General features: G+C 42.9%; 20 protein-coding genes. 3 read left to right on the top strand and 17 right to left on the bottom strand.

Going from position 1 to position 19,875, the window contains the following annotated elements:
• The first annotated feature begins 13 nt into the window (after positions 1–13).
• Positions 14–865, top strand: coding sequence for a carotenoid 1,2-hydratase (locus VC188_RS07995; protein ID WP_112205863.1), 852 nt, complete (start codon positions 14–16; stop codon positions 863–865).
• On the opposite strand, the gene VC188_RS07990 is transcribed toward VC188_RS07995, so the two are convergent.
• From VC188_RS07990 to VC188_RS07925, 14 genes are all read right to left on the bottom strand, one after another.
• Positions 862–1,920 carry a phytoene/squalene synthase family protein gene (locus VC188_RS07990; protein WP_323483595.1) on the bottom strand — a complete coding sequence of 353 codons (1,059 nt, stop codon included), beginning with the start codon at positions 1,918–1,920 and terminating at the stop codon, positions 862–864. The genes VC188_RS07995 and VC188_RS07990 overlap by 4 nt on opposite strands.
• Positions 1,910–3,469, bottom strand: coding sequence for a phytoene desaturase family protein (crtI, locus tag VC188_RS07985; RefSeq protein ID WP_323483594.1), 1,560 nt, complete (start codon positions 3,467–3,469; stop codon positions 1,910–1,912). Before crtI ends, VC188_RS07990 begins: the two co-directional genes overlap by 11 nt.
• Before the next feature lie 57 nt (positions 3,470–3,526).
• Positions 3,527–4,570: a photosynthetic reaction center cytochrome PufC gene (gene pufC, locus VC188_RS07980; protein ID WP_323483593.1), complete on the bottom strand. Its 1,044-nt coding sequence runs from the start codon at positions 4,568–4,570 to the stop codon at positions 3,527–3,529.
• Positions 4,567–5,565, bottom strand: coding sequence for a photosynthetic reaction center subunit M (gene pufM / locus VC188_RS07975; protein ID WP_216865872.1), 999 nt, complete (start codon positions 5,563–5,565; stop codon positions 4,567–4,569). The genes pufC and pufM overlap by 4 nt, the downstream gene beginning before the upstream one ends.
• A gap of 32 nt (positions 5,566–5,597) precedes the next feature.
• Complete coding sequence (pufL, locus tag VC188_RS07970; protein ID WP_068949089.1) at positions 5,598–6,422, bottom strand: photosynthetic reaction center subunit L; 825 nt, start codon at positions 6,420–6,422, stop codon at positions 5,598–5,600.
• A 99-nt stretch (positions 6,423–6,521) separates the two neighbouring features.
• Positions 6,522–6,698, bottom strand: coding sequence for a light-harvesting antenna LH1, alpha subunit (gene pufA / locus VC188_RS07965; protein ID WP_071608677.1), 177 nt, complete (start codon positions 6,696–6,698; stop codon positions 6,522–6,524).
• A 10-nt stretch (positions 6,699–6,708) separates the two neighbouring features.
• Positions 6,709–6,930: a hypothetical protein gene (locus VC188_RS07960; RefSeq protein ID WP_072583908.1), complete on the bottom strand. Its 222-nt coding sequence runs from the start codon at positions 6,928–6,930 to the stop codon at positions 6,709–6,711.
• A gap of 49 nt (positions 6,931–6,979) precedes the next feature.
• Positions 6,980–7,126 (bottom strand): light-harvesting antenna LH1, beta subunit, encoded by a 147-nt coding sequence (gene pufB / locus VC188_RS07955; protein ID WP_068949087.1) that lies wholly within the window; start codon positions 7,124–7,126, stop codon positions 6,980–6,982.
• A gap of 123 nt (positions 7,127–7,249) precedes the next feature.
• Positions 7,250–8,707 (bottom strand): chlorophyllide a reductase subunit Z, encoded by a 1,458-nt coding sequence (bchZ, locus tag VC188_RS07950; protein ID WP_216234970.1) that lies wholly within the window; start codon positions 8,705–8,707, stop codon positions 7,250–7,252.
• On the bottom strand, positions 8,707–10,230 hold the full coding sequence (bchY, locus tag VC188_RS07945; protein WP_316934916.1) for a chlorophyllide a reductase subunit Y: 1,524 nt from the start codon (positions 10,228–10,230) through the stop codon (positions 8,707–8,709). Before bchY ends, bchZ begins: the two co-directional genes overlap by 1 nt.
• Positions 10,231–10,244: 14 nt before the next feature.
• Complete coding sequence (locus VC188_RS07940; RefSeq protein ID WP_068949084.1) at positions 10,245–11,252, bottom strand: chlorophyllide a reductase iron protein subunit X; 1,008 nt, start codon at positions 11,250–11,252, stop codon at positions 10,245–10,247.
• Positions 11,249–12,199, bottom strand: a complete 951-nt coding sequence (gene bchC / locus VC188_RS07935) for a chlorophyll synthesis pathway protein BchC (protein WP_068949083.1) — start codon at positions 12,197–12,199, stop codon at positions 11,249–11,251. Before bchC ends, VC188_RS07940 begins: the two co-directional genes overlap by 4 nt.
• Positions 12,200–12,279: 80 nt before the next feature.
• A complete protein-coding gene (locus VC188_RS07930; protein ID WP_323483592.1) occupies positions 12,280–13,443 on the bottom strand; it encodes a methyltransferase in 1,164 nt (387 codons plus the stop codon).
• A gap of 14 nt (positions 13,444–13,457) precedes the next feature.
• Entirely contained in the window at positions 13,458–14,363 is a 906-nt protein-coding gene (locus tag VC188_RS07925) for a polyprenyl synthetase family protein (RefSeq protein ID WP_216234967.1), read from the bottom strand.
• 139 nt (positions 14,364–14,502) lie between these two features.
• On the opposite strand from VC188_RS07925, the gene VC188_RS07920 reads away from it, so the two are divergent.
• Complete coding sequence (locus tag VC188_RS07920; protein WP_323483591.1) at positions 14,503–15,381, top strand: alpha/beta fold hydrolase; 879 nt, start codon at positions 14,503–14,505, stop codon at positions 15,379–15,381.
• Between the two features lie 104 nt (positions 15,382–15,485).
• Here the strand turns inward: VC188_RS07920 and VC188_RS07915 are convergent, their stop codons facing one another.
• The gene (locus VC188_RS07915) at positions 15,486–17,303 is read right to left on the bottom strand and encodes a VWA domain-containing protein (protein WP_323483590.1); all 1,818 of its coding nucleotides are present in this window, start codon (positions 17,301–17,303) and stop codon (positions 15,486–15,488) included.
• Complete coding sequence (bchI, locus tag VC188_RS07910; protein ID WP_216218222.1) at positions 17,300–18,334, bottom strand: magnesium chelatase ATPase subunit I; 1,035 nt, start codon at positions 18,332–18,334, stop codon at positions 17,300–17,302. Before bchI ends, VC188_RS07915 begins: the two co-directional genes overlap by 4 nt.
• Before the next feature lie 89 nt (positions 18,335–18,423).
• Here bchI and hemC point away from each other — a divergent pair, with 89 nt between their 5' ends.
• Entirely contained in the window at positions 18,424–19,401 is a 978-nt protein-coding gene (hemC, locus tag VC188_RS07905) for a hydroxymethylbilane synthase (RefSeq protein ID WP_323483589.1), read from the top strand.
• Positions 19,402–19,414: 13 nt separating this feature from the next.
• Here the strand turns inward: hemC and VC188_RS07900 are convergent, their stop codons facing one another.
• Complete coding sequence (locus VC188_RS07900; protein ID WP_323483588.1) at positions 19,415–19,651, bottom strand: CDGSH iron-sulfur domain-containing protein; 237 nt, start codon at positions 19,649–19,651, stop codon at positions 19,415–19,417.
• Positions 19,652–19,875: the final 224 nt, after the last annotated feature.

The following is a 19,875-nucleotide window of genomic DNA, read 5'->3' as shown; positions in this document are numbered from 1 at the left end:
ATATGGATTTAGCATCATTGCTTTTGTTGGTAGTGTCTTCTCGCCCTATTACGCTTGGGCTAATAAAAGTGAACCTGCACAAGCTGATAACTTTTGCGCTATTAATGTAGCGCTTTATACCCCTACTAAAAAATATTGGACGATGACTGAGCGAGGCAGAAATGCTATTCATCGCACAGCCAACCAGTTCACTATCGGCCCCAGTCAATTGAGCTGGCAGGATAACACCCTGACGATCACTATTAATGAAAGAGTTCCTTTGCTTGGTCAAAGAGTTCAAGGAAGCATCAAAGTACATACGGAACAACTTTTTAATCATGTAGCAAGCCTTGATGATCAACAGAAGCATCGCTGGGGTCCAATTGCTGCGTCTTCTAGAGTCGAAGTATCCTTCAATAAACCCGATCTGCATTGGCAAGGCAATGCTTACTTTGACTCTAATGAGGGAGACGAGGCGATCAATAAACCCTTTAGCGAGTGGGATTGGTCGCGCTCTCACTTAAAGGATGGAAGCACTGCCGTAATTTATGATGTGCGGCAAAAAAACGGAGTAGAAAAAGTATTGGCAACCAAATTTAATGTAGACGGTAGCACTGAAGATTTTTTAGCACCAAAGAGGGTTGAACTTCGCAAAACGGGCTGGAGAATTCAGCGCAATATGCGTTCTGATCTAGATCAGGAGGTTTCAGTAATTAATACTTTGGAAGATACACCCTTTTATGCTCGCTCGATGATTGCATCAAAGCTACTTGGGGAAGATGTTGTTTCGATGCATGAGACATTGAATATAAAACGCCTTGAATCTGGCATTGTGCAATGCATGCTACCTTGGAGAATGCCTAGAAATCCAACGCGTATTTATTAATGTCGAGCCAAAGAGTGATATGCGTCTATCTTTCTATGCTCTACCTTCTCTAAAAGACTAACAACCCAAATGAGCCTATCCTCTACTGATCCGCTGTAATGAGCGTACTGCTCTTCTGGCTCGACTGCATCAACTAAAAACTGAACCGCAGGAATAGTGTCCAATTTTTGTATTGGCTTTACGCTATAAATAGCTGCTCCTAGAGATTTCAGTAACAATAGAACTTTTCTTTTCTTGGATACAACAGCTCTTTTGCTGATCGAATCCATCCCTTGCCGCTCAATTTGTCTGCCGATTTCTGAATAAATCAAACTAGCAGCGGCTATGGCTGATCGACAATTTCTTGGTAAACCAGAGAATCCAAATGCCGAACGAGCATATAAATCATCGGCGTACTGAATAAGCTTTTGATTCACTCGCAAGATACCATCATTAAAAATAGGATTTTTTAGCCATTGATCAGGGTCTATATTTTCTTCTTTAAGCCAATCCCTAGGAAGATAGAGGCGCTGGTTTCTGGCATCCTCTCCTACATCCCGCGCAATATTAGTCAACTGCATTGCCAAGCCAAGCTCGCATGCACGTTCTAATACAGCCCGATCCCGTATACCCATAATCAGAGTCATCATGACACCAACTGTGGAAGCAACTCTCGCAGCATAGTCACATAACTCTTCTATGGTTTGATATTGGCGACCAGTACGATCCCACTTAAATCCCTCTACCAGCGCCTCCAGAAGACTTCGAGGAATTAAAAATCGCTCAACTACAAGAGCTAAAGCTCTATCCGCGGGTATATCTAGTGGATTTTTTGAATAGATACGATCTAATCGATATTCAATCTGCTCGATAACATTATCAGACGCATTTTGGTCATCCACCATGTCGTCCAATAAACGACAAAAAGCATATAACGCTATAGCAGAATCACGAATATTAGAAGGCAGTATCCTGGATGCAGAAAAAAAGGACTTGGAGCCATCTCTCATCAAGCTCTCGCAAGAGAGTAGATCAAGCTGAAAACCGTATTCAGAGGTAATAGCCCTATCGTGCATTTTGAGAAAATATTTTAGCGGGTTCAATCAACGAATCTAAGGCTTTGGCTGATGACAAAACTCCAGGAATCCCCGCACCCGGATGAGTGCTTGCCCCAACCATATAAAGACCCTCGATATCCTCGCTACGGTTATGTGGCCTGAACCAAGCGCTTTGAGTAAGCAAGGGCTCCAAACCAAAAGCAGCCCCCTTATAAGAAAGCAGCCTGTCCTTAAAATCTTCCGGAGTCATTACAAATGATTCCACTAAATTCTCTTGCAAGCCCGGCAAAACAGTTTCTTCAAGCATCTTTGCAATGGCTTTTCTATAAGGCTCAGCCTCTTGCTTCCAATCGGTTCCACTGTCCAGATGAGGAACGGGAGAGAGTACGTAAAAGGTATCGCAACCTGAGGGTGCTAAGCTAGGATCTGTTGCTGTAGGACGATGCAAATATAGACTAAAGTCTTTAGCAAGATGATGGCGTTTAAAAATATCTTCTAAAAGTGCTTTATAACGCTTACCTAACAGCATCATATGGTGTGGGATTTTTGGGTATTGTTTTTTAGTTCCAAAATACCAGACAAATAGACTCATTGAGTACTTACCATTCTCAATTTTTTTATCAGTCCATATTTTTCGATGCTCTGGATCAATCAAATTTTTGTAAGTCCATGCTGTATCAGCATTACAGACTACCTTATTGGCAAATAAAACCTCACCATTTTCCAATGTTACGCCCGTTACTTTATTGTCAATGATATTAATTTTCTTAACGGTACTTGCATAACGGATTCTTACGCCAAGGCCATTTAGCAAACCAACAAGTCCTTTAATAATTGATCCCGTTCCACCCATTGCGGAATGAACGCCCCATTTGCGCTCTAAGGAATTAATTAATGCATAAACAGAGGTAACCGAAAAAGGATTACCGCCAATGAGCAATGGATGAAAGCTCATCACTTCTCTAAGCTGTGGGTCTTTGATATGTTTCGCAACTAAGCTATAGAGATTATTCCAAGCCCTCATCTTCACGAGGCTTGGAAATGCTTTGACTAAATCTTTTAAGCTGTCAAATGCAACATCTCCCAGCTCTTCAAACCCTAGTTTGTAGCAATACTCTGCCTCTTCTAAAAAACGTAGGTAACCCGGTAAATCACTAGGACTAAATTTGGCAACTTCTTGCTTCATTCGCTCCAGATCACCGGTGTAATTAAATATGCGGCCATCTGCAAATCGGATTTGATAAAACGGATCCATTGCGCGTAAATCAACATCATTGGACATTTTTTTGCCGCACAAGCTCCATAACTCTTCTAGTAAAAAAGGTGCAGTGATAATAGTAGGGCCGGCATCAAACGTAAAGCCATTTCTTCTATGTACATAAGCCCTACCTCCAGCGTCTCCCAATCTTTCCAATACCTGGACGTCATATCCTTTTATGGCTAGCCGTATTGCTGCAGCAAGACCACCAAACCCTGCACCGATTACAAGAGCGCGTTCAGAAGCATTTACATTTCCAACTGTGGCTATGTTTTCGGGGATCTTAAATTGATCGACCTGTTGGTCCATCAGACTTCCTTTGTTTAAAAACCCCTTTGATATTTACCATCAAAGGGGTTGGTATGACTATTTTGCTGCGCTATGGTTGCTATCTTTTGGCATATCTCTATTTGGAGCAAGATACGGATAATCCTTAAGCATACTTTGACCTAAGAGTGGTTTATTTACACCTTGATGACAGGTAGCGCAGTTTGCTTTAGCAACGTCGCCAGTGGGCCCGAGTCGATTTGGTGGAAATACACCATCTAAGGATGTCAAAAAGTTTGTATTAACATCTTTGAGCATCTGTATTCCATACCAAGCCTGTACCCGCTGTGGCGTACTTTGCTCCCAACTAGAGAAGTTCTGAGAGTTATGGCAGTAAGTACAGTTAACCCCCAGAGAATGGGACATGTGGGTCATCATTCCATATACATTTTCTGTACTTTGCAGGGTTGCTTTGTTACCCGTAGGAAGTGCCGTTTTGCCAACAATCCTTGCTGGGCCACCTTTTTCTACCAAATAGTCTGCAAATGGCTTATTCGGGAGGGCTGTATAGGCAACGGCAGATGCTGGATCATTTTGTCCGTTAGCATTACCTAGCATATTTCCGCCACGCTTTTCTTCTGGATTAAACCAAACATTTTGAGGAATATTATTACCTCTATGGCAGGTATAACAAGTTACGCCCGTTTGTTTTACGTGATCAGTCCAATTGCTATTAATTTGCTGATTCATCTGAATCATTCTTCTGGCGACAGTTTTAGTGTAGAGAGAATCATCTGCAAAATTCTGAACATTGTGACAATAAGAGCAGCCCTCTTTGGGGGCCACCCATGAGGTCATGGAGACCATAAAAGCACCAAACTGTGCAGTGCTTAAATTATTTAAAACTTTGACGTTCTTATACACGGCACCAGCCTTTGGTCCATCCGGGGATGCAGGAACCCCGGCTGGCATTTCATTAATCTTAGCTAGCTGTTCTTGTGTTCTAGGATTGTTAATCTGATCCATACCAGTGCCGCGGTATCCAGTTTGCTTTGACTCAACTGGTGGTCGCTCACACGCCGTAAGCGTAAGGATTGCCAAAACACTAAATGCAATGGCAATTTTTTGGCGAACGTTTTTCATTTTTTCTCCCCTATTGCTACTGGAGCTGAAGGTGCCTTTAAAGCAGGATCAGACACGGTCCCATAAATTGCCGGATAAGTTGGCGCCATATTATGCTTAACAGCCCATAGATACCAGTTATCCACAACGGTGCCGGTTAGCAAAATTCCAATGCCACCTGTTAATGGAGTAAGTACAGCAAACCACCAGGCCCAACGGTGAATGGATTCCATCGTAGCGTTAAAGCCCATAGTCCATCTCCAGAATAAAGCCGCCCTTTCAGATGCGGTTCCGCGATCGACAATTTGCTCAATTTCTCTTTCACCGCCAAATCGACTCACTGCCAGAATAGTTGCGCCGTGCATAGCAAACAAAAGGACTGATCCATAAAGGAACACAATGGAGAGCATGTGGAATGGGTTGTAAAACAAGTTGCCATAGCGAATTGAAAAGGCGGACACCCAATCTAGGTGAGAAAAGATACCAAATGGCACCGCTTCGCTCCAACTGCCCATCAGCACCGGACGAATAAGGCCCAACACCAAGAACAACCAAATTGCTGATGCGAATGCCCAAGGTACATGAGTACCCATTCCAAGAGCCTGAGCCCTACGGAAGGTTCTTAGCCACCAAAGCATGATTGAAATCGTTGAAAATAGACCAACAATCAACCACCAACCACCTTCATTCATAGGCGGAAAGGTCAATCCATACTTAGGTGCCGGGGCATCTAAAGAAAGCCAAAATAATTTCCTCACAAACTGCAAAGGATTCCAACCTACTTGGGCCAGCATATTCATCCCAATAATGAAAAATGCTGTCATACCAAATATTAACGATGCAACCCCTAATCTCCCAAGGTATACAGGACCGAGCTGCGCATTACCAATGCGCCCCATAAAATGACTAAATCCAATAGAGCGAGTTCGCTCACGCATATCGTAGGCGTTGATCGGAACGCCATGACTTGCAGGACCAGTTACTTGTGTTTGTGTAAATAGATTTTGATATTCCATAATGCTCTCCGCATTTTCAATTTAGCTGAAAACTAACCCCAGATTGGCAAATTCAACCACCATGTCCACCATTCAGGCCAACCCTTTGTCCAGAAGGGGCCACTAATAACAATACAAACAGCACTCCAAAATACCGCCGCTAAGGCTAGGAATAATCCAAGACGATGAATGCCCAATGTTCCAACGGAATATCCAATAATGTCTCTAAAGAAAGTATCCTCGTGCTCAGGAGTTTTGACCGGCTGTCCAGGCTGTGGATTTGTGGAAGATAGAATCAAAGCTCCATGAAGTGCAAGCGCTAAGGTAGTAGTAAAAAATAGCGTTACCGCAATCATGTGGGCTGGGTTGTAATGAAAGTGCAGATACTGATACCCAGTATTCGACACCCAATCTAAATGACTCAATATTCCATAAGGAAAACCGTAGCCCCATGCACCCATTAACACTGGGCGAATTACAACCAAAGTGAAATACGCAAAGATGGCCATACTAAAAGCAACTGGTACATGAAGGCCCATTCCCAATTTTCGAGAAATTTCCACCTCACGCATTGCCCAAGAACCAAATGCTCCTAAGGCGCAGATAGTAATGATTTGCCATAATCCACCCTCCATCAAAGGAGCTACGCCTAACCCATATTTCAGATCCGGAGGGGCAATATTTATTTGCCAAGGATTGAAAACGCCCGCCTGAGATGTGCCCCAAAGAATCATTGCAGTCCCAAGGAATGCAAAGAATATAGTGGTTACCCCAAAGAATCCGACGTAGAAAGGGCCTACCCAGAAATCAAAAAGATCTCCTCCTATTAGAGTCCCACCGCGCACGCGGTATTTTTTTTCAAAGTTGAGCATGGCCATTTTGCGCTCCTTACACAGTGAGAATTCTTCTCACATTAAATTAATCTTGCGTAGACGAATCACTATTTCTAGAAATTCGCCTACGGTTTGCACATCTAATTACTTCTTCGCTGCTGATATAGCTGCTTTGTACTGCTCTTGACTCATACCATCCAGCCATTTGTATTGAACTGTGCTCAATAAAATGAGATGAATCATTGCTGCCAAAGCAAAGAGAAAAACGCCCTGTGCAACCATCGCACGTAGTGGGTCGTATAGTTTCCAAATTCTCCACATAATATTTCTCCTAATTTAAGTAAGACATAAAGCCGTAAACACCTGTTTCAACTGACTTGAAGAATGAACCTCCGTCAGCACCAGAAAATAACCAACTTTTCTGTGATGCAGGTAAGACAATTAAAAAAAGTGCTACAACAAAGAGCACCACGTAACTAATCAAAAAAATAATTTTGAATGACCAGGTGTCATGCAAAACATGTTTATGCATTAAATCCGTATTGATCTTCATAAAAACACTCCCTCTAATTGACTACGTTTACTATGTACTTACTACTGCATCAAAAGAACCATGGACGCCATGCCCATACAAGTATGTGCGCGACGACAGCGATTGCAGTAAATCCAAGAAGACCTTGCATATAAAATGTATGGAATTCTTTAGCTTCTGCATCGGTAAGCCCAGATATAGATCTGTTTTCACTCATGATGACTACTCCTTGAAACTGACCTTGCGGTCTTTTCTACATCACCCCTGTAGATTTGAGGATATGGCTTAACAACACCATATTGGTTTAGCTCTTTACTAGAGCAATATCTTTGAATGCCTGTCATACAGCCTCCCCTTCAACCAAGGAGAAGGATGACTTCTGTAAACAAGCTACAGTTACTTTTTCAATTTTTTGTTTACGTGCCTCTAACTCAGCCTCATCACGGATTTTTTTCGCTGCCGATATTTGAGTGAGCACTGGTTGTTTACTAATTAACTTGTTTAATAACTCCTGGGCCCCCTGCTCCCATGGCATTGCCTGAATGGAGCTTTGTAATTTCGCAGGGGTTGGATCAACCTTATCCATTTCAGTGCCTAGTGGCAAAATATTGAATAAAGCATCAAACAGTGAATTGCAAACTTCCTGAATTAAATAGACTGATCCGGAATATCCCATATAAGGAGTGCCGGTATGCCTACGGATAATTGCCCCAGGAAATGAAGCGGGTATGAAAGAAAACCGTGCGCTGATTTCACTACCGTACATCCGCTCGTTATAACTTCCAAACATCACTAGAGGAGTTTTCTTTTGAACTAACTCTCTGATTTCAACGTTATTTGTCTTGTTTCCAGGCAATCTAGAGACTGCAAAATTACACGGAAGACCCATTTCTTCTTCGAGGAAATTTCTAACGCCTCGTGTATAGGTTTCACTTGCTACGATGGCAAAGCTAGCTGTGCCAAAAAAATCTTGCGTGACAGAACGCCATAAATCCCAGATTGGCTTTAATGTTGTGTGCTTCTCTTTTTCAACGAAAGGTTCCACGTCAAGACCACACAACTCGCCCAGCTTTCGTAAAAAAGCAGTGGTAGATTGCATTCCAATGGGGGCTTGCAAGTAAGGTCTCTCAAGCGTCTCACATAGGAGTCGTCCATACTCTCGATACATGCAGATATTGACATCCGCATCAATTAATTTTGGAATATCTGCAAGGTGGGTTCCCAAGGGGAATACTAAATTTACTTCCGCACCAATACCTTCGACTAAACGCCTAATTTCAGCTAAGTCACTATATAAATTGAAGCTGCCATAAGAAGGTCCAATAATATTGACCCTAGGTTTTGTATCTGCATCTCTTTTGCGTGGAGGAATCTTTTTAAGTCCATATTCGGTCCAAAGCCAATTCATTGCCCTATTTGCGCATTGCCATTGATCTTCGTCAATTGTTCTTGGCAAGAAGCGCTTAATACCAGTTCCCTCAGGTGTTACACCACCACCAATCATCTCCGCAATAGAACCCGTTACTACTACTGCAGGTAAATCAGGATCAAGCACTTTATGAGCGCGCTTCATTGACTCTTCTGTACCTTCTCTGCCTAACTGCTCTTCAGCTAAACCAGTCACTACTATTGGCAATTCATGAGGGGGCAAGGCATCGGTGTAATGGAGCACTGATGTCACCGGCAAGTTTTCACAGCCAACTGGACCGTCAATAACAACTTGAAGCCCCTTTACAGCTGTAAATACATATACAGCCCCCCAATATCCTCCAGCGCGATCGTGATCTAGGACTAGCATTAGCCCATCTCCTCAGCTTTTTGCTTGGCTCGAGCTTTTTCCATGCGACGCCTTACATCAGCTTTAAATTCAGGACGATCAACAGGCACTGATTCCCAAACACCAGCTGCATGATCTTTACCCACACCCTCAAAGAATGAGTTCATAGCATCAAAACGATCTTGGTTTGCTAATGCTGCATTGATGACTTGAGCCAAAGAACCTGCACCAGCAGCCCCCATTAGTGGTCGTGCTGAAATTAAATTCGTGAAATACAAGGATGGGATAGCCAATTCTTTGGCTTTTTGAACTACTGGCGTTGTGCCAATCACTAAATCTGGCTCGAACTCTTTCATTGCGGCGAGATCTTGCTCCAAAGAAGCGCGATACTCAACATGAACGCCGTGTTGCTCAAGCCAATCTAAGTCGCCGCTGCTCCAAATTGTCTTTGGACAAGCAGTGCCAACATAACGTACATCCGCCCCACTCTCTACCAATAAACGTGCCACTAGTAATTCCGAACCCTCATACCCACTAAGAGTGATTCTTCCTTTGATTGGTTTTGCTTTGAGTGCGGCTTGAATCATTGGCAAAAACTTGGCTTTAGCATTACCAATTTTTTCTGCGCTGACACCAGAGGCTACTCCAATGTTTTCTAGCCATTGAGCTGTGCCATCGTAACCAATCGGAGCAGAGCCCACAATGGTTCTTCCAGCACTTTCAAATTCACGAATACTTGCGGTATAAAACGGGTGAATTGCTGCGACTACCTTAGAGTCGAACGCCTGATATAGCTCGCGCCATTCTCTAGTTGGCACAACTGGTCCAACACCCATACCCATTGGCTCTAACATCATTCCAATGCTGATTGGATCTACCGGGAACATTTCACCTAACAAGGTAACTGTAGGCTTATCAGAAAGGCCATTCCGTGGTGCAGACACTGGGCCATTTTCGATTTCAGTACGTGCATAACGCAACATTGCGCTTGCTAGAACATCTTTGGCCTCTGCATGGGTAGGCACCCCAAATCCCGGAACATCAATGCCAATAATACGAACACCATTGATTTCTTTTGGCAATAATTGCAACGGCACGCCACTAGCAGTTGGAACACATAAATTGATAATGACTATGGCGTCATAGAGGTCGGGATTAGCTTCTTTATAAACCGCATCCCGTATATCTTCGAATAACTTTCCAGTAACCAAGGACTCAGAGTTAAATGGTACATATCCGACGCTACGTCGCGCACCATAAAAGTGGGAGGTAAAAGTAAGGCCGTATACACAACAGGCCGAACCTGACAGAATCGTCGCTGTCCTACGCATTCTCAAGCCTACTCGCAAAGAACCAAATGCAGGGCACATACTTTGTGGTTGATCATGAGGGCCCTTAGGGTAATCTTTTGCGTACTGACCCAAGATCTCACTTTTATTGGCAGACTTAGCAGCTGCTAATAATTCTTCTGCGCCTGAATGACAGGTTATTCCAGTCTCAGAAGTGTTCTGAGCTTGTATCGGAATAACTTTAGATGATTTCACGATGGCTCCGGTCTCTAGGCTTTGTCGTAAATCACTTCAAGCGTTGGCTTAATTACTTCATTCTTGCCAACCATATCGAAAATAGTCGCTGGCTCAAGAACGATATCTCTACCAACCTGACTTGCTGAAAATAAGCCTAGTAAATCATCTGGAGCCATTGGCTTTGGTCGCACTGGAGGCGCTTCGGCAACATTACTTGCTAAACCCTCAAAGAGCGGACCCCATTGTGAATCTGGCTTACCAATGATTTCATAGCTAGCACTTTTCCTTCTGATATCGTCATTCGCTGGAATAACCGAAAGTACAGGAATACCTACATGCTCAGCAAAAGCTGTTGCTTCGCCAGTGCCATCATCTCTATTGATAACCATGCCAGCTACACCAACATTACCACCTAATTTACGGAAGTATTCGACTGCAGAGCACACGTTATTGGCAACATAGAGTGACTGGAGATCATTGCTTGCTACAACAATAACCTTCTGACACATATCTCTAGCGATTGGTAATCCAAAACCTCCGCAGACTACGTCGCCTAAAAAGTCTAGCAATACGTAATCAAACCCCCAGTCATGAAAACCAAGCTTCTCCAGTGTTTCAAAGCCATGAATGATTCCCCTGCCACCGCACCCTCTACCGACCTCAGGGCCACCCAATTCCATGGCATATACGCCATCACGCTTAAAACAAACATCGCCAATCTTGACTTCTTCACCGGCTAACTTCTTTTTGGAAGAAGTTTCAATAATGGTAGGACAAGCTTTACCTCCAAATAGCAATGAAGTGGTGTCGCTTTTTGGGTCGCAGCCAATCAGCAATACCTTTTTGCCCTGCTGCGCCATCATGTAGGACAGGTTGGCTAATGTGAAGCTTTTCCCAATTCCGCCTTTGCCATAAATTGCAATGATCTGAGTTTCTTTTTTAATCTCACCTGTATGGACCTGATCAGGCTCAATAGCGGCCTCTTTTTTCAATTGCGTAAATTGAATTGTTATTTCTTTTGGGACACTTGGGGCATTCATAGTGCTTCTCTCCAATCAACTACCATTTTGAGACAGTTAGGATCTTCAAATGCGGTGCGATATACATCACCAATTGAAGAGGGCTTACGATGATGCGTTATTAATCCATTCAGATTTAATCTGCCATTCGATAAGAGCTGCTTCACATCCTTCAAATCCTGAGGCGCCCACTGTGCAGCAATCCGCAATTTAGCTTCCTTCATAAATGCACTGGGGAAATTAAACTGAATGTCTTTGTCATAAAAACCAGCAAGGGTAATTTCTCCGCCAAACTGGAGTTGACTAATTAATTTATTTAATACACTCACTTGCCCACTTGCATCGCAGATATTTTTATATTTGTTATCTTGGTCATCACAAGGATGAAGAACTGTATAGCCCTCAGCTCCACTCATACGATCTGTATCAATCTCCCAGACAACTGGCTGGTGGCCAAACATGACTGCAATTCGAGCGATCAGTCTTCCTAATACGCCATGGCCCACAATCAAATCGGGTTGTAATGATTTTTTTCCTTGAGTAACGTGATAGGCGGTGGCTGCTAAGGCAAGCAAAACACCCTCTTCGCCAATTTCTTCATTTAGTTCGATAACCCTATCGGAAGGAACAACAACATGCGAGGCAGCCCCTCCAAACAAACCCTTCACATCACCAAAACACTTTGCGCCGGGCACAAATACTCTTTGGTTAAGACTTAGGTGAGATGACTTTCCTACCCGAGTAACTCTGCCAACAGATTCGTATCCAGGCACAAGCGGATATCCCATTCCAGGAAAATCTGGCATAGTTCCATTCCAAAGTAGCTTTTCAGTTCCAGTGCTGATGCCGCTCCACTCAATTTGCACCACAACATCCGAGTCATTGGGCTCATCAAGCAAAAGTCGTTTCAACCTGAGTTCTCTTGGAGACTCCAGCAGTACTGCTGTGGAATGAAGTTGACTTTGCATGTGTCTATTTAAATTTACTTTCTTATATGTAAAGTAATTTATACACTATTCAAATACTTTCTATTAGTACTTACCCTTAATTAGGTGCTCAGTAGCAAAACTTGGGCATTTATAGGCATATCCGAGTGCAATATGTCGATATTTTTAAAGCCAACATGAAGAGCTAAATGACTTATCTCTTCAACTGTTCTTGGCCGACCCCTACCCATCGCCAATAAATAAAAACCAAAATAGGCATGTCCCATTGGGGGGTGTTCAGGCGTTTTCGCCATAGGCTCAGCAATTAATAACTTTCCACCTGAAGGAAGTGCTCTATAAATTGAACTCAGCAAAATTTTTACTCTCTCATCGTCGTGATCGAAAATGACACGAATAAGAGTAATTAAATCTGCTCCACTAGGAAGCTCATCCTTGAAGAAATCACCACCAAAAACTTTAATAGATTGATCTTCTGAATTGGCCAAGAAATTTTCTGCGGCAAGATTCACAACACCCGGCAAGTCGAAAAGCATTCTTTCTAACTGGGGAGATTGAAGGTGCACTCTTTTTAAAAAAGTACCCTGCCCTCCTCCAACATCTAACAAGCAGCGATGCTTAGAAAAGTCATATGCGCTTACGACTTGATCTGCCACCAATGGTAGGGATGTAGACATTAAATCTGAGTAGCCCTTAACTCGATCTTGATCTTTAAGAGACTCTTGATCCTCAAGATCATTAGAAACGTAAGGCCAAAATTTTTCTAATTTCCTACTCTTTAATTTGCCAGATAGTAAAAGAAGAGGATCTCTCAAATCTTCATACAAAACAGTATGGTGCTCAATCATTGCCGCTAAAGCAGAATTCTCCACTAGCGGCGCGCCTAACTTTCCTAAACCAAATTTTTGATTGCTCCGAATTTCTAATAAATCAATTGATACTGCGGCGTCTAATAATTGTTTTAAAGGTGCTTGCTCTAAACCACATTCATTTTTTATGGCCTCTAAAGTTAATGGGCCATTTTTTAAATGATTAAAAAGATTTAGGCGTATACAAGCTAGAAGAATTTGGGAATATACAAAACCCGCCATTACATCAAATAATTGATTGGCTCTTTTTTTTGCGATACCTTTTAGGAATGGAATTTTTGCGACTGTGTTTTGGAACCGAGAATTTGCTATTAGCCTATCTTTGTAGATAAATAACCTATCCCACAGACCATACTCACTTCGGTCTTGTTCAATCGGAACTATTCGGGCTTGAGACACTCTAATTAGGCGCGCTATGCAGCCTGACGAAGGGTTTCAATAGCAATGTGTCTTTCACCACGCTCAAACCATGATGAAGGCAGTAATCTCTCGGCCTCAAATGCGACTAATTTTTTTAGCGCCTTATCACCTACGCAACTTGGGATGGATGCCACTGCCTTACCGACCAACAAATCAAAATGCTCAACAGCTCCATTTAATCCCAATTCTTTTGCAGAGCTAGGGCGATGATGTTCCTGGTCTTGCCCTGCAGGCTTACCCAAAAATTGCGCATCACCTAATACATCTCGAATATCATCTGCAATTTGATATGCTTCGCCAAGCCATTCACCCAAACCCCTCCATGTCTCGGCATCAGCTCCAGCAGCCTGTGCACCGCTTGAGGTTGCCGCAGCAAACAACGCGCCAGTTTTAGCTCTCTGATAGTCACTAAGGTTGGCTTGTGTCTCACACTCCCAAGACTGTCCTGCAATAATTCCAAATGGCGCTCCAACGCCCTGTGAAATCGTTTTGATAATTGGTGCTAAGCGATGAGAGGATCTTCTTGAAGCAGCTGCAACTGTTTCATAAGCCATAACAATCAGCGCATCGCCAGTTAAGACGGCCAACCTTTCGCCATATTCTTTATGAACTGATGTCTGACCGCGCCGCATATCTGCATTATCAAAACAAGGTAAATCATCATGAACTAAGGAGGCGCAGTGAATCATTTCAATGGAAATTGCACTAGCCATCGATAATTGGGGGTCATCATTTCCACAGGCTTGAGCCACTGCCAAAGTCAACTGAGGCCTAATCCGTGCACCACCAGGAAAAACAGCATGTCTAATAGCCTTGCTTAGCGAAGGAGGTCCCTTCATAGACTCGTGCGATTTCAACGCCTGCTCTAATGCCCGATCCAAATGCTTAATTGGTGACATGATCTTGCCCCTATAAAGGAAATAGCTTTGTCTAAATTAAAATACAATTTAATATGTAAAAAAATATAGACACAATTGATCGAGCTGTCAAACTTATTTATTCGGGTTTACCCTTAATTAGAGTGAAGTTTTAGAACAAATGAAAAACATCCCAAAGGATTGGCCTAATCAATCCTTCAGTAGAGAGATAAAGACTGAGGACCTATCTTGGCATGTACAAGTTGGGGGTAATTCGCCAAAACACATTCTCATGCTTCATGGAACTGGTTCATCAGCACACACCTGGGGAACAATCTTTACAGAGTTAGCAAAGAATTACACCGTGATTGCACCTGACTTGCCGGGCCATGGTTTTACAACGAGTGTTACGAAAAAGTCCTTCAGCTTAGATGAGCTTACAACCCAGCTCACAAGGTTAAGGGAGGGTTTAGGTATTCAATATTTTGATTACATTATTGGTCATTCAGCTGGTGCAACACTTGGATTAAGTTACGCACTCACCAATGAGCAGCCCAAAGAAATCATTGGGCTAAACCCATCCCTGATTACCTTACCTAGCTTTTATCAAAACTTTATAGCCCCACTATTAAATCCAATTGTTACTTCGTCATTCTTCACTTCCATATTAAGTGACCTATTACCTCACACCAAGATTATTGATGGACTTTTAAACTCAACGAAAACAAAGTTAAGCCCTGATAAAAGAGAGAAATATAAGACTTTATTTAATAGCGCAGAACATCTTAATGGCTCTATGAGCTTCATGGCAGGAACAGACATAGCGATTTTGCTAAAGAAATGCAAATTAATAAAATCAAAATTGACCTTCATCCTCTCAGAAGATGATGGTTGGATACCAATTAAAAATTTACGTGACGTAATTAGGGAATATTTTGATAAAGCAAAAGTGATTGAGCTAAAAGGTGGCCACTTATTTCACGAAGGCGATGAAGAAATGGCTCTGAACTTAATTCAGAACGCCCTAAATAAGGAGGAAGAGGAGAATGTCAACCCTTAACAATGTATTGATAATTGTCTGCATTGCCCTTGGTCTTGGGATGTTTTTAAATGCTTACATCAAAGGCAAAAAGGTTCTCCGAAAAATTCGAGAGCAAGCCTATATTAGAAATTTGCCAATTGAATAGCTGCCGATGTAATTTTTTTTCTGGACCCGGTATATGGAAGGGGGAAATATTGTGCAGCCATTATCCCAGCAAGCTCTTGGGCTAATTTTTCGGGTTGAGGTGAAGTGTCTACGAATAAAATTCGATGACTCTTCATGCTTAACTCTTTTGCGGCTGTAATTGCATCATTGTGAGCCCCCGCTCTTCCGCCTACGCCATTCAAATTAACATTTGCCTTACCATCGGTCATGATTACGATGATTGGCGTCAAGCCTTTACGCTCTGATGAACTTGCCATTTCATTAGCGGAACGAAGTCCTAATGCAAGGGGAGTGCCACCACCCCCGGGTAAGGAAGCTAAATTTCTTTTTGCTCTAACTAGCGACCTAGTTGGCGGCAAAACAATATCTACCTTAGAACCTCTCATAGACAGCATTGCTACTTCATCGCGTCGAATGTAGCATTGACTCAATAATTCTTCTAAAGCGCCTTTAGCCTCCGATAATCGTTGAGTTGCTGATGAGCCAGAGGCGTCCACCAAAAATATAGTTATCGTGCCTCGGCGTTTCAAATATTGTTTGGTATGCAAATCCTCTGCTCTAAAGTGAACTTTGCTTCCATTATCTGATTTTAAGAAAGCGTTCTTCTGTTGAGCGCGCAATCTTTGCCATGGGATAGCAGATCGAATACTTTTTAAGATATCAAGGCGCCTTCCATTTCCAGGAAGCCCTTTTCTCGTACCATGAGGTCTCCCGCTGGCAAAGCTTTTCTCAATTGATCCAGATTTACCAGCAATACTCGCTTTAGTCTTAGTGGGCCTTAGAGTCTGATTCATCCGCATCATAAATTTTGGGGGTAAAGAAGCCTGTACAGCTTCAACCACTAACTCCTCTAATTCATCAGTAGAAGATGGAGGATCTGTATTTTCTAAATCTGAGGTTTCTTCATCCTTTGAAAGTTCATTGTCTGAGTTATGTTGACTTTCCTGATTACCCTCAACATCTTCGCTGTCATCTGTTTTATTGTCTGCCCCCTCTTCGGGCGGCGATTGCATACTTTTAAGATGGGTGTAGACAAGTCGTGCAGCATCAATCACCTCTTCTTGGCCCACCCTAATTAATCCCCTCAGTGCAGCTAGCGACTTGGCAACCTCTAATGCAAATTGATTGGCTCTTAATGAGGAAATTCCAAGGCTCAGACCAGCTTTTATGAGTACCTCCATCAAATCTTGGGGGCAAGTTACAGATGGTAGCAATGCTATAGCGTCCTTAATATCGGACGGAGTAACTTCTAGATATTTCTTAGTATCGTTAATTGAAAAACGATCGAGATAAATCCCAAACGCAAGCCTATCTAACAATCGTAGGTTAGCGCCCTCCTCTTGGAATTCGGACTCATCAAAGACAATTATTCCAAAGTGGTCATTGTTGGCCGCATGAGGATGATTGAAAAGATTTTTTTCATCCAAAGCCTGAGATATATGAGTTATCGCCTGTAAATTCATTTTCTCAGCCATGGGCAAAAGAAGATATTGTCCGCCCAGTCTTTCTAGAAGCCCCTGGCTAACCTTAAATTTTCCAGACAAAAGAGCGCTTTCAATATCTAATGATCCAAATAATTGCTCAGAGGATAAATTTGCCGGAGCTTTAATAACTTTACTGTCTGCGGGCAATAGATTTATAAAATAATTAAGCCAGGAATCTCTAATGGGCCCAAACTGGCTCTTTATCGATACTCCTTTTAAGCCACGCGGGTTAATAGCCAAAAGAATGGCGATTAAGTTTGCATCAAACCAAGCTTGTTGTACTGGATTCACTTTTCAGTACTAGCAAAGAATTCCTGCATGGCACGCTCAATACGAATTTTTGAATTGCTATCGTCAAGTGGATTACGACGCAATCTATGCCCAAGCGCTATTGGCGCAATTTTCTTTAAATGGTTCAGATTCGCTTTTTTCTTACCCTCAAAAGCAGCTAATGCTCTGACACCTCTCAGCAAGGTAAGCTCGCCTCTTAGGCCGTCAGTGCCAAGATGAGCGCAAAGCTTAGTGGCAGACTCAAGCAATTGATCATCTACCTCCACTTTATCCAGAAGCTTCTTCGACTTAATGATCTGCTTCTTAAAGTCTTCTTCTGACCCTTCCCACTTGGCAATAAATTTTTCTGGATTCCGCTCGAACTCATCTCGTCTTTTTATAATCTCAATCCGTTCTTTAAAATCAGTAGGTGTTTTTACCTCTATAGATAGTCCAAAACGGTCAAGCATTTGCGGTCGCAACTCCCCCTCCTCCGGATTACCGCTTCCAATAAGAACGAACCTAGCCGGATGTCGAATACTCAATCCCTCACGTTCAATAATATTTTCACCAGAAGCAGCTACATCAATTAGCAAATCAACTAAGTGATCTTCAAGTAAATTGACCTCATCGATATAAAGATATCCTCGATTAGCCTTTGCAAGCAGGCCAGGCTCGAAGGATTTGATGCCTTGGGTCAAGGCTTTCTCAATATCCAAAGCGCCTACAACTCTATCTTCTGTAGCCCCAAGCGGCAAATCTACTACTGGAACAGAAATATTTTCGGACCTTAGCTTATGTCCCGCACTCTTTTTGAGCTCACATTCAGGGCAAAGGCTTTTAGCATCTGGATCGCAATGATAGTTACAGCCAACCACTGATTTCATCGTAGGAAGCAAGGAGGCTAAGGATCTAATGGTGGTGGACTTACCTGTTCCACGATCTCCAAAAATAAGAACACCGCCTAACGAAGGGTCAATCGTGCAAAGGGCGATTGCCAGCTTCATTTCTGATTGCGCAACAATGGCGGTAAAGGGGAAGGTGATAGTCATTGACGTCCTACATAAATCATTCAAATTAAAATATAGGTTAAATTTAGCTCAGTTTAACCAGATGTTAATAACGCTTTGAGCAGATTGCCATGTCGCAAACCCTGAGTTTTAACCCTATCTCTTCATCTTTGGCAGCCCCAAAGCGCCTTGTTATTGCCTCCCGGGAAAGTCGCCTGGCTATGTGGCAGGCAGAACACGTGCGAGATTGCCTTAAAAAGCTCTATCCAAGCTGTGATGTCCAGATTTTGGGAATGACTACCCGCGGTGACCAGATTTTGGATAGAGCCCTCTCTAAAGTGGGCGGTAAGGGTCTTTTTGTAAAAGAGCTAGAAACCGCCCTAGAGGATGGTCGTGCAGATTTGGCTGTGCATTCCTTAAAGGATGTCCCTATGGTGATGCCAGAGGGTTTTGACCTTTCCTGCGTGATGGCAAGAGAGGATGCAAGAGACGCTTTTGTTTCTAATGATTACGCTAGCCTGGAAGATCTTCCAACTGGAGCGATTGTTGGGACATCTAGCTTGCGACGCGAATCTGTTTTGCGTGCCAAGTTTCCGCATCTCGAGATTCAACCCTTACGCGGAAATTTAGATACTCGTATGGGTAAATTAGATAAAGGCGAGTACCAAGCAATTATTTTGGCCGCTGCTGGCTTAAAACGTTTAGGTTTGGAGTCACGCATCCGTGCATTTTTGCCATATGATCCTTATACGCCTGCTGCAGGTCAGGGCGCTTTGGGTATCGAAACTTTAAGCAAGCATCCCAATATCAAGCAATGGCTTGCTCCATTAAATGATTTGCCAACTCTGTTCGCTGTTTCTGCTGAGCGCATGGTGTCACGTCAGTTGGGCGGCTCATGCGAAGTGCCGCTCGCTGCACACGCTGTCTGGGATCAAAATCAAATGCAGATTCGCTCATTTGTCGCAAGCACCGATGGCAAAGCTATCTGTCTTGCTAATGGTAGTGCGCAAGTGAAATCAGTTGAGGATGCAGAAGCCCTAGGCCTTTCAGTTGCAAAAGATCTGCTGTCACAGGGCGCGGCGGACTTAATTCCCAATGTGAGCAAGTAAAGCGCTTGCCTAATTAGAGATCTGCGTGGCTACCGTCGCAATAAGGCGGTGTTTTGGTGTGCTTACATCCACACAAGTAGACGGTTTTGCTTTGCATCTCTGAAAACTCAATAGGCTGAGCTGTATCACTTGCATGAGAGCCATTGCACAGAGGTTGTGCATCGCTCAAACCGCAGGCACACCAGTAATATTTTTTTTCTGCATCCACCAATAGCGGATAAGGAAAATTATCAGACTTCTTTTTTCTCATAAAAATGCCTCTGAATTACTGGATCTATGTAAGATAACTTCTGCAAGGTCATTACATAACAGCTATATTTAATAGTCAAGCACCCCCTTTAAAATAAGGTGGATTCAACTACGAAGTGCAACTTTGAACAACTAGTTAAGGAGGCTAAGGATGTTTTAGTATCCAAAGCTTCTAGACCTGCAAGTCAAAGTAGCCATGACCTATCAACACCTTAGCCAAACTGA

It is taken from the genome of Polynucleobacter sp. MG-28-Ekke-A2 (assembly GCF_035012985.1).
Lineage (GTDB): Bacteria > Pseudomonadota > Gammaproteobacteria > Burkholderiales > Burkholderiaceae > Polynucleobacter.
The sequence above is the reverse complement of the archived record's forward strand: the minus strand, read 5'-3'. Positions and strand labels throughout refer to the sequence as shown.

Excerpts from the sequence above, each read along its gene's own strand:
- pufM (WP_216865872.1), bottom strand. The coding sequence starts at position 5,565 with ATGGAATATCAAAATCTATTTACACAAACACAAGTAACTGGTCCTGCA.
- VC188_RS07990 (WP_323483595.1), bottom strand. The coding sequence starts at position 1,920 with ATGCACGATAGGGCTATTACCTCTGAATACGGTTTTCAGCTTGATCTA.
- VC188_RS07900 (WP_323483588.1), bottom strand. The coding sequence starts at position 19,651 with ATGAGAAAAAAGAAGTCTGATAATTTTCCTTATCCGCTATTGGTGGAT.
- pufB (WP_068949087.1), bottom strand. The coding sequence starts at position 7,126 with ATGAGTGAAAACAGATCTATATCTGGGCTTACCGATGCAGAAGCTAAA.
- VC188_RS07960 (WP_072583908.1), bottom strand. The coding sequence starts at position 6,930 with ATGAAGATCAATACGGATTTAATGCATAAACATGTTTTGCATGACACC.
- VC188_RS07920 (WP_323483591.1), top strand. The coding sequence starts at position 14,503 with ATGAAAAACATCCCAAAGGATTGGCCTAATCAATCCTTCAGTAGAGAG.
- crtI (WP_323483594.1), bottom strand. The coding sequence starts at position 3,469 with ATGGACCAACAGGTCGATCAATTTAAGATCCCCGAAAACATAGCCACA.
- VC188_RS07940 (WP_068949084.1), bottom strand. The coding sequence starts at position 11,252 with ATGAATGCCCCAAGTGTCCCAAAAGAAATAACAATTCAATTTACGCAA.
- bchZ (WP_216234970.1), bottom strand. The coding sequence starts at position 8,707 with ATGCTAGTCCTAGATCACGATCGCGCTGGAGGATATTGGGGGGCTGTA.
- pufC (WP_323483593.1), bottom strand. The coding sequence starts at position 4,570 with ATGAAAAACGTTCGCCAAAAAATTGCCATTGCATTTAGTGTTTTGGCA.
- pufL (WP_068949089.1), bottom strand. The coding sequence starts at position 6,422 with ATGGCCATGCTCAACTTTGAAAAAAAATACCGCGTGCGCGGTGGGACT.
- pufA (WP_071608677.1), bottom strand. The coding sequence starts at position 6,698 with ATGTGGAGAATTTGGAAACTATACGACCCACTACGTGCGATGGTTGCA.
- bchI (WP_216218222.1), bottom strand. The coding sequence starts at position 18,334 with ATGACTATCACCTTCCCCTTTACCGCCATTGTTGCGCAATCAGAAATG.
- bchC (WP_068949083.1), bottom strand. The coding sequence starts at position 12,199 with ATGCAAAGTCAACTTCATTCCACAGCAGTACTGCTGGAGTCTCCAAGA.
- hemC (WP_323483589.1), top strand. The coding sequence starts at position 18,424 with ATGTCGCAAACCCTGAGTTTTAACCCTATCTCTTCATCTTTGGCAGCC.
- VC188_RS07925 (WP_216234967.1), bottom strand. The coding sequence starts at position 14,363 with ATGTCACCAATTAAGCATTTGGATCGGGCATTAGAGCAGGCGTTGAAA.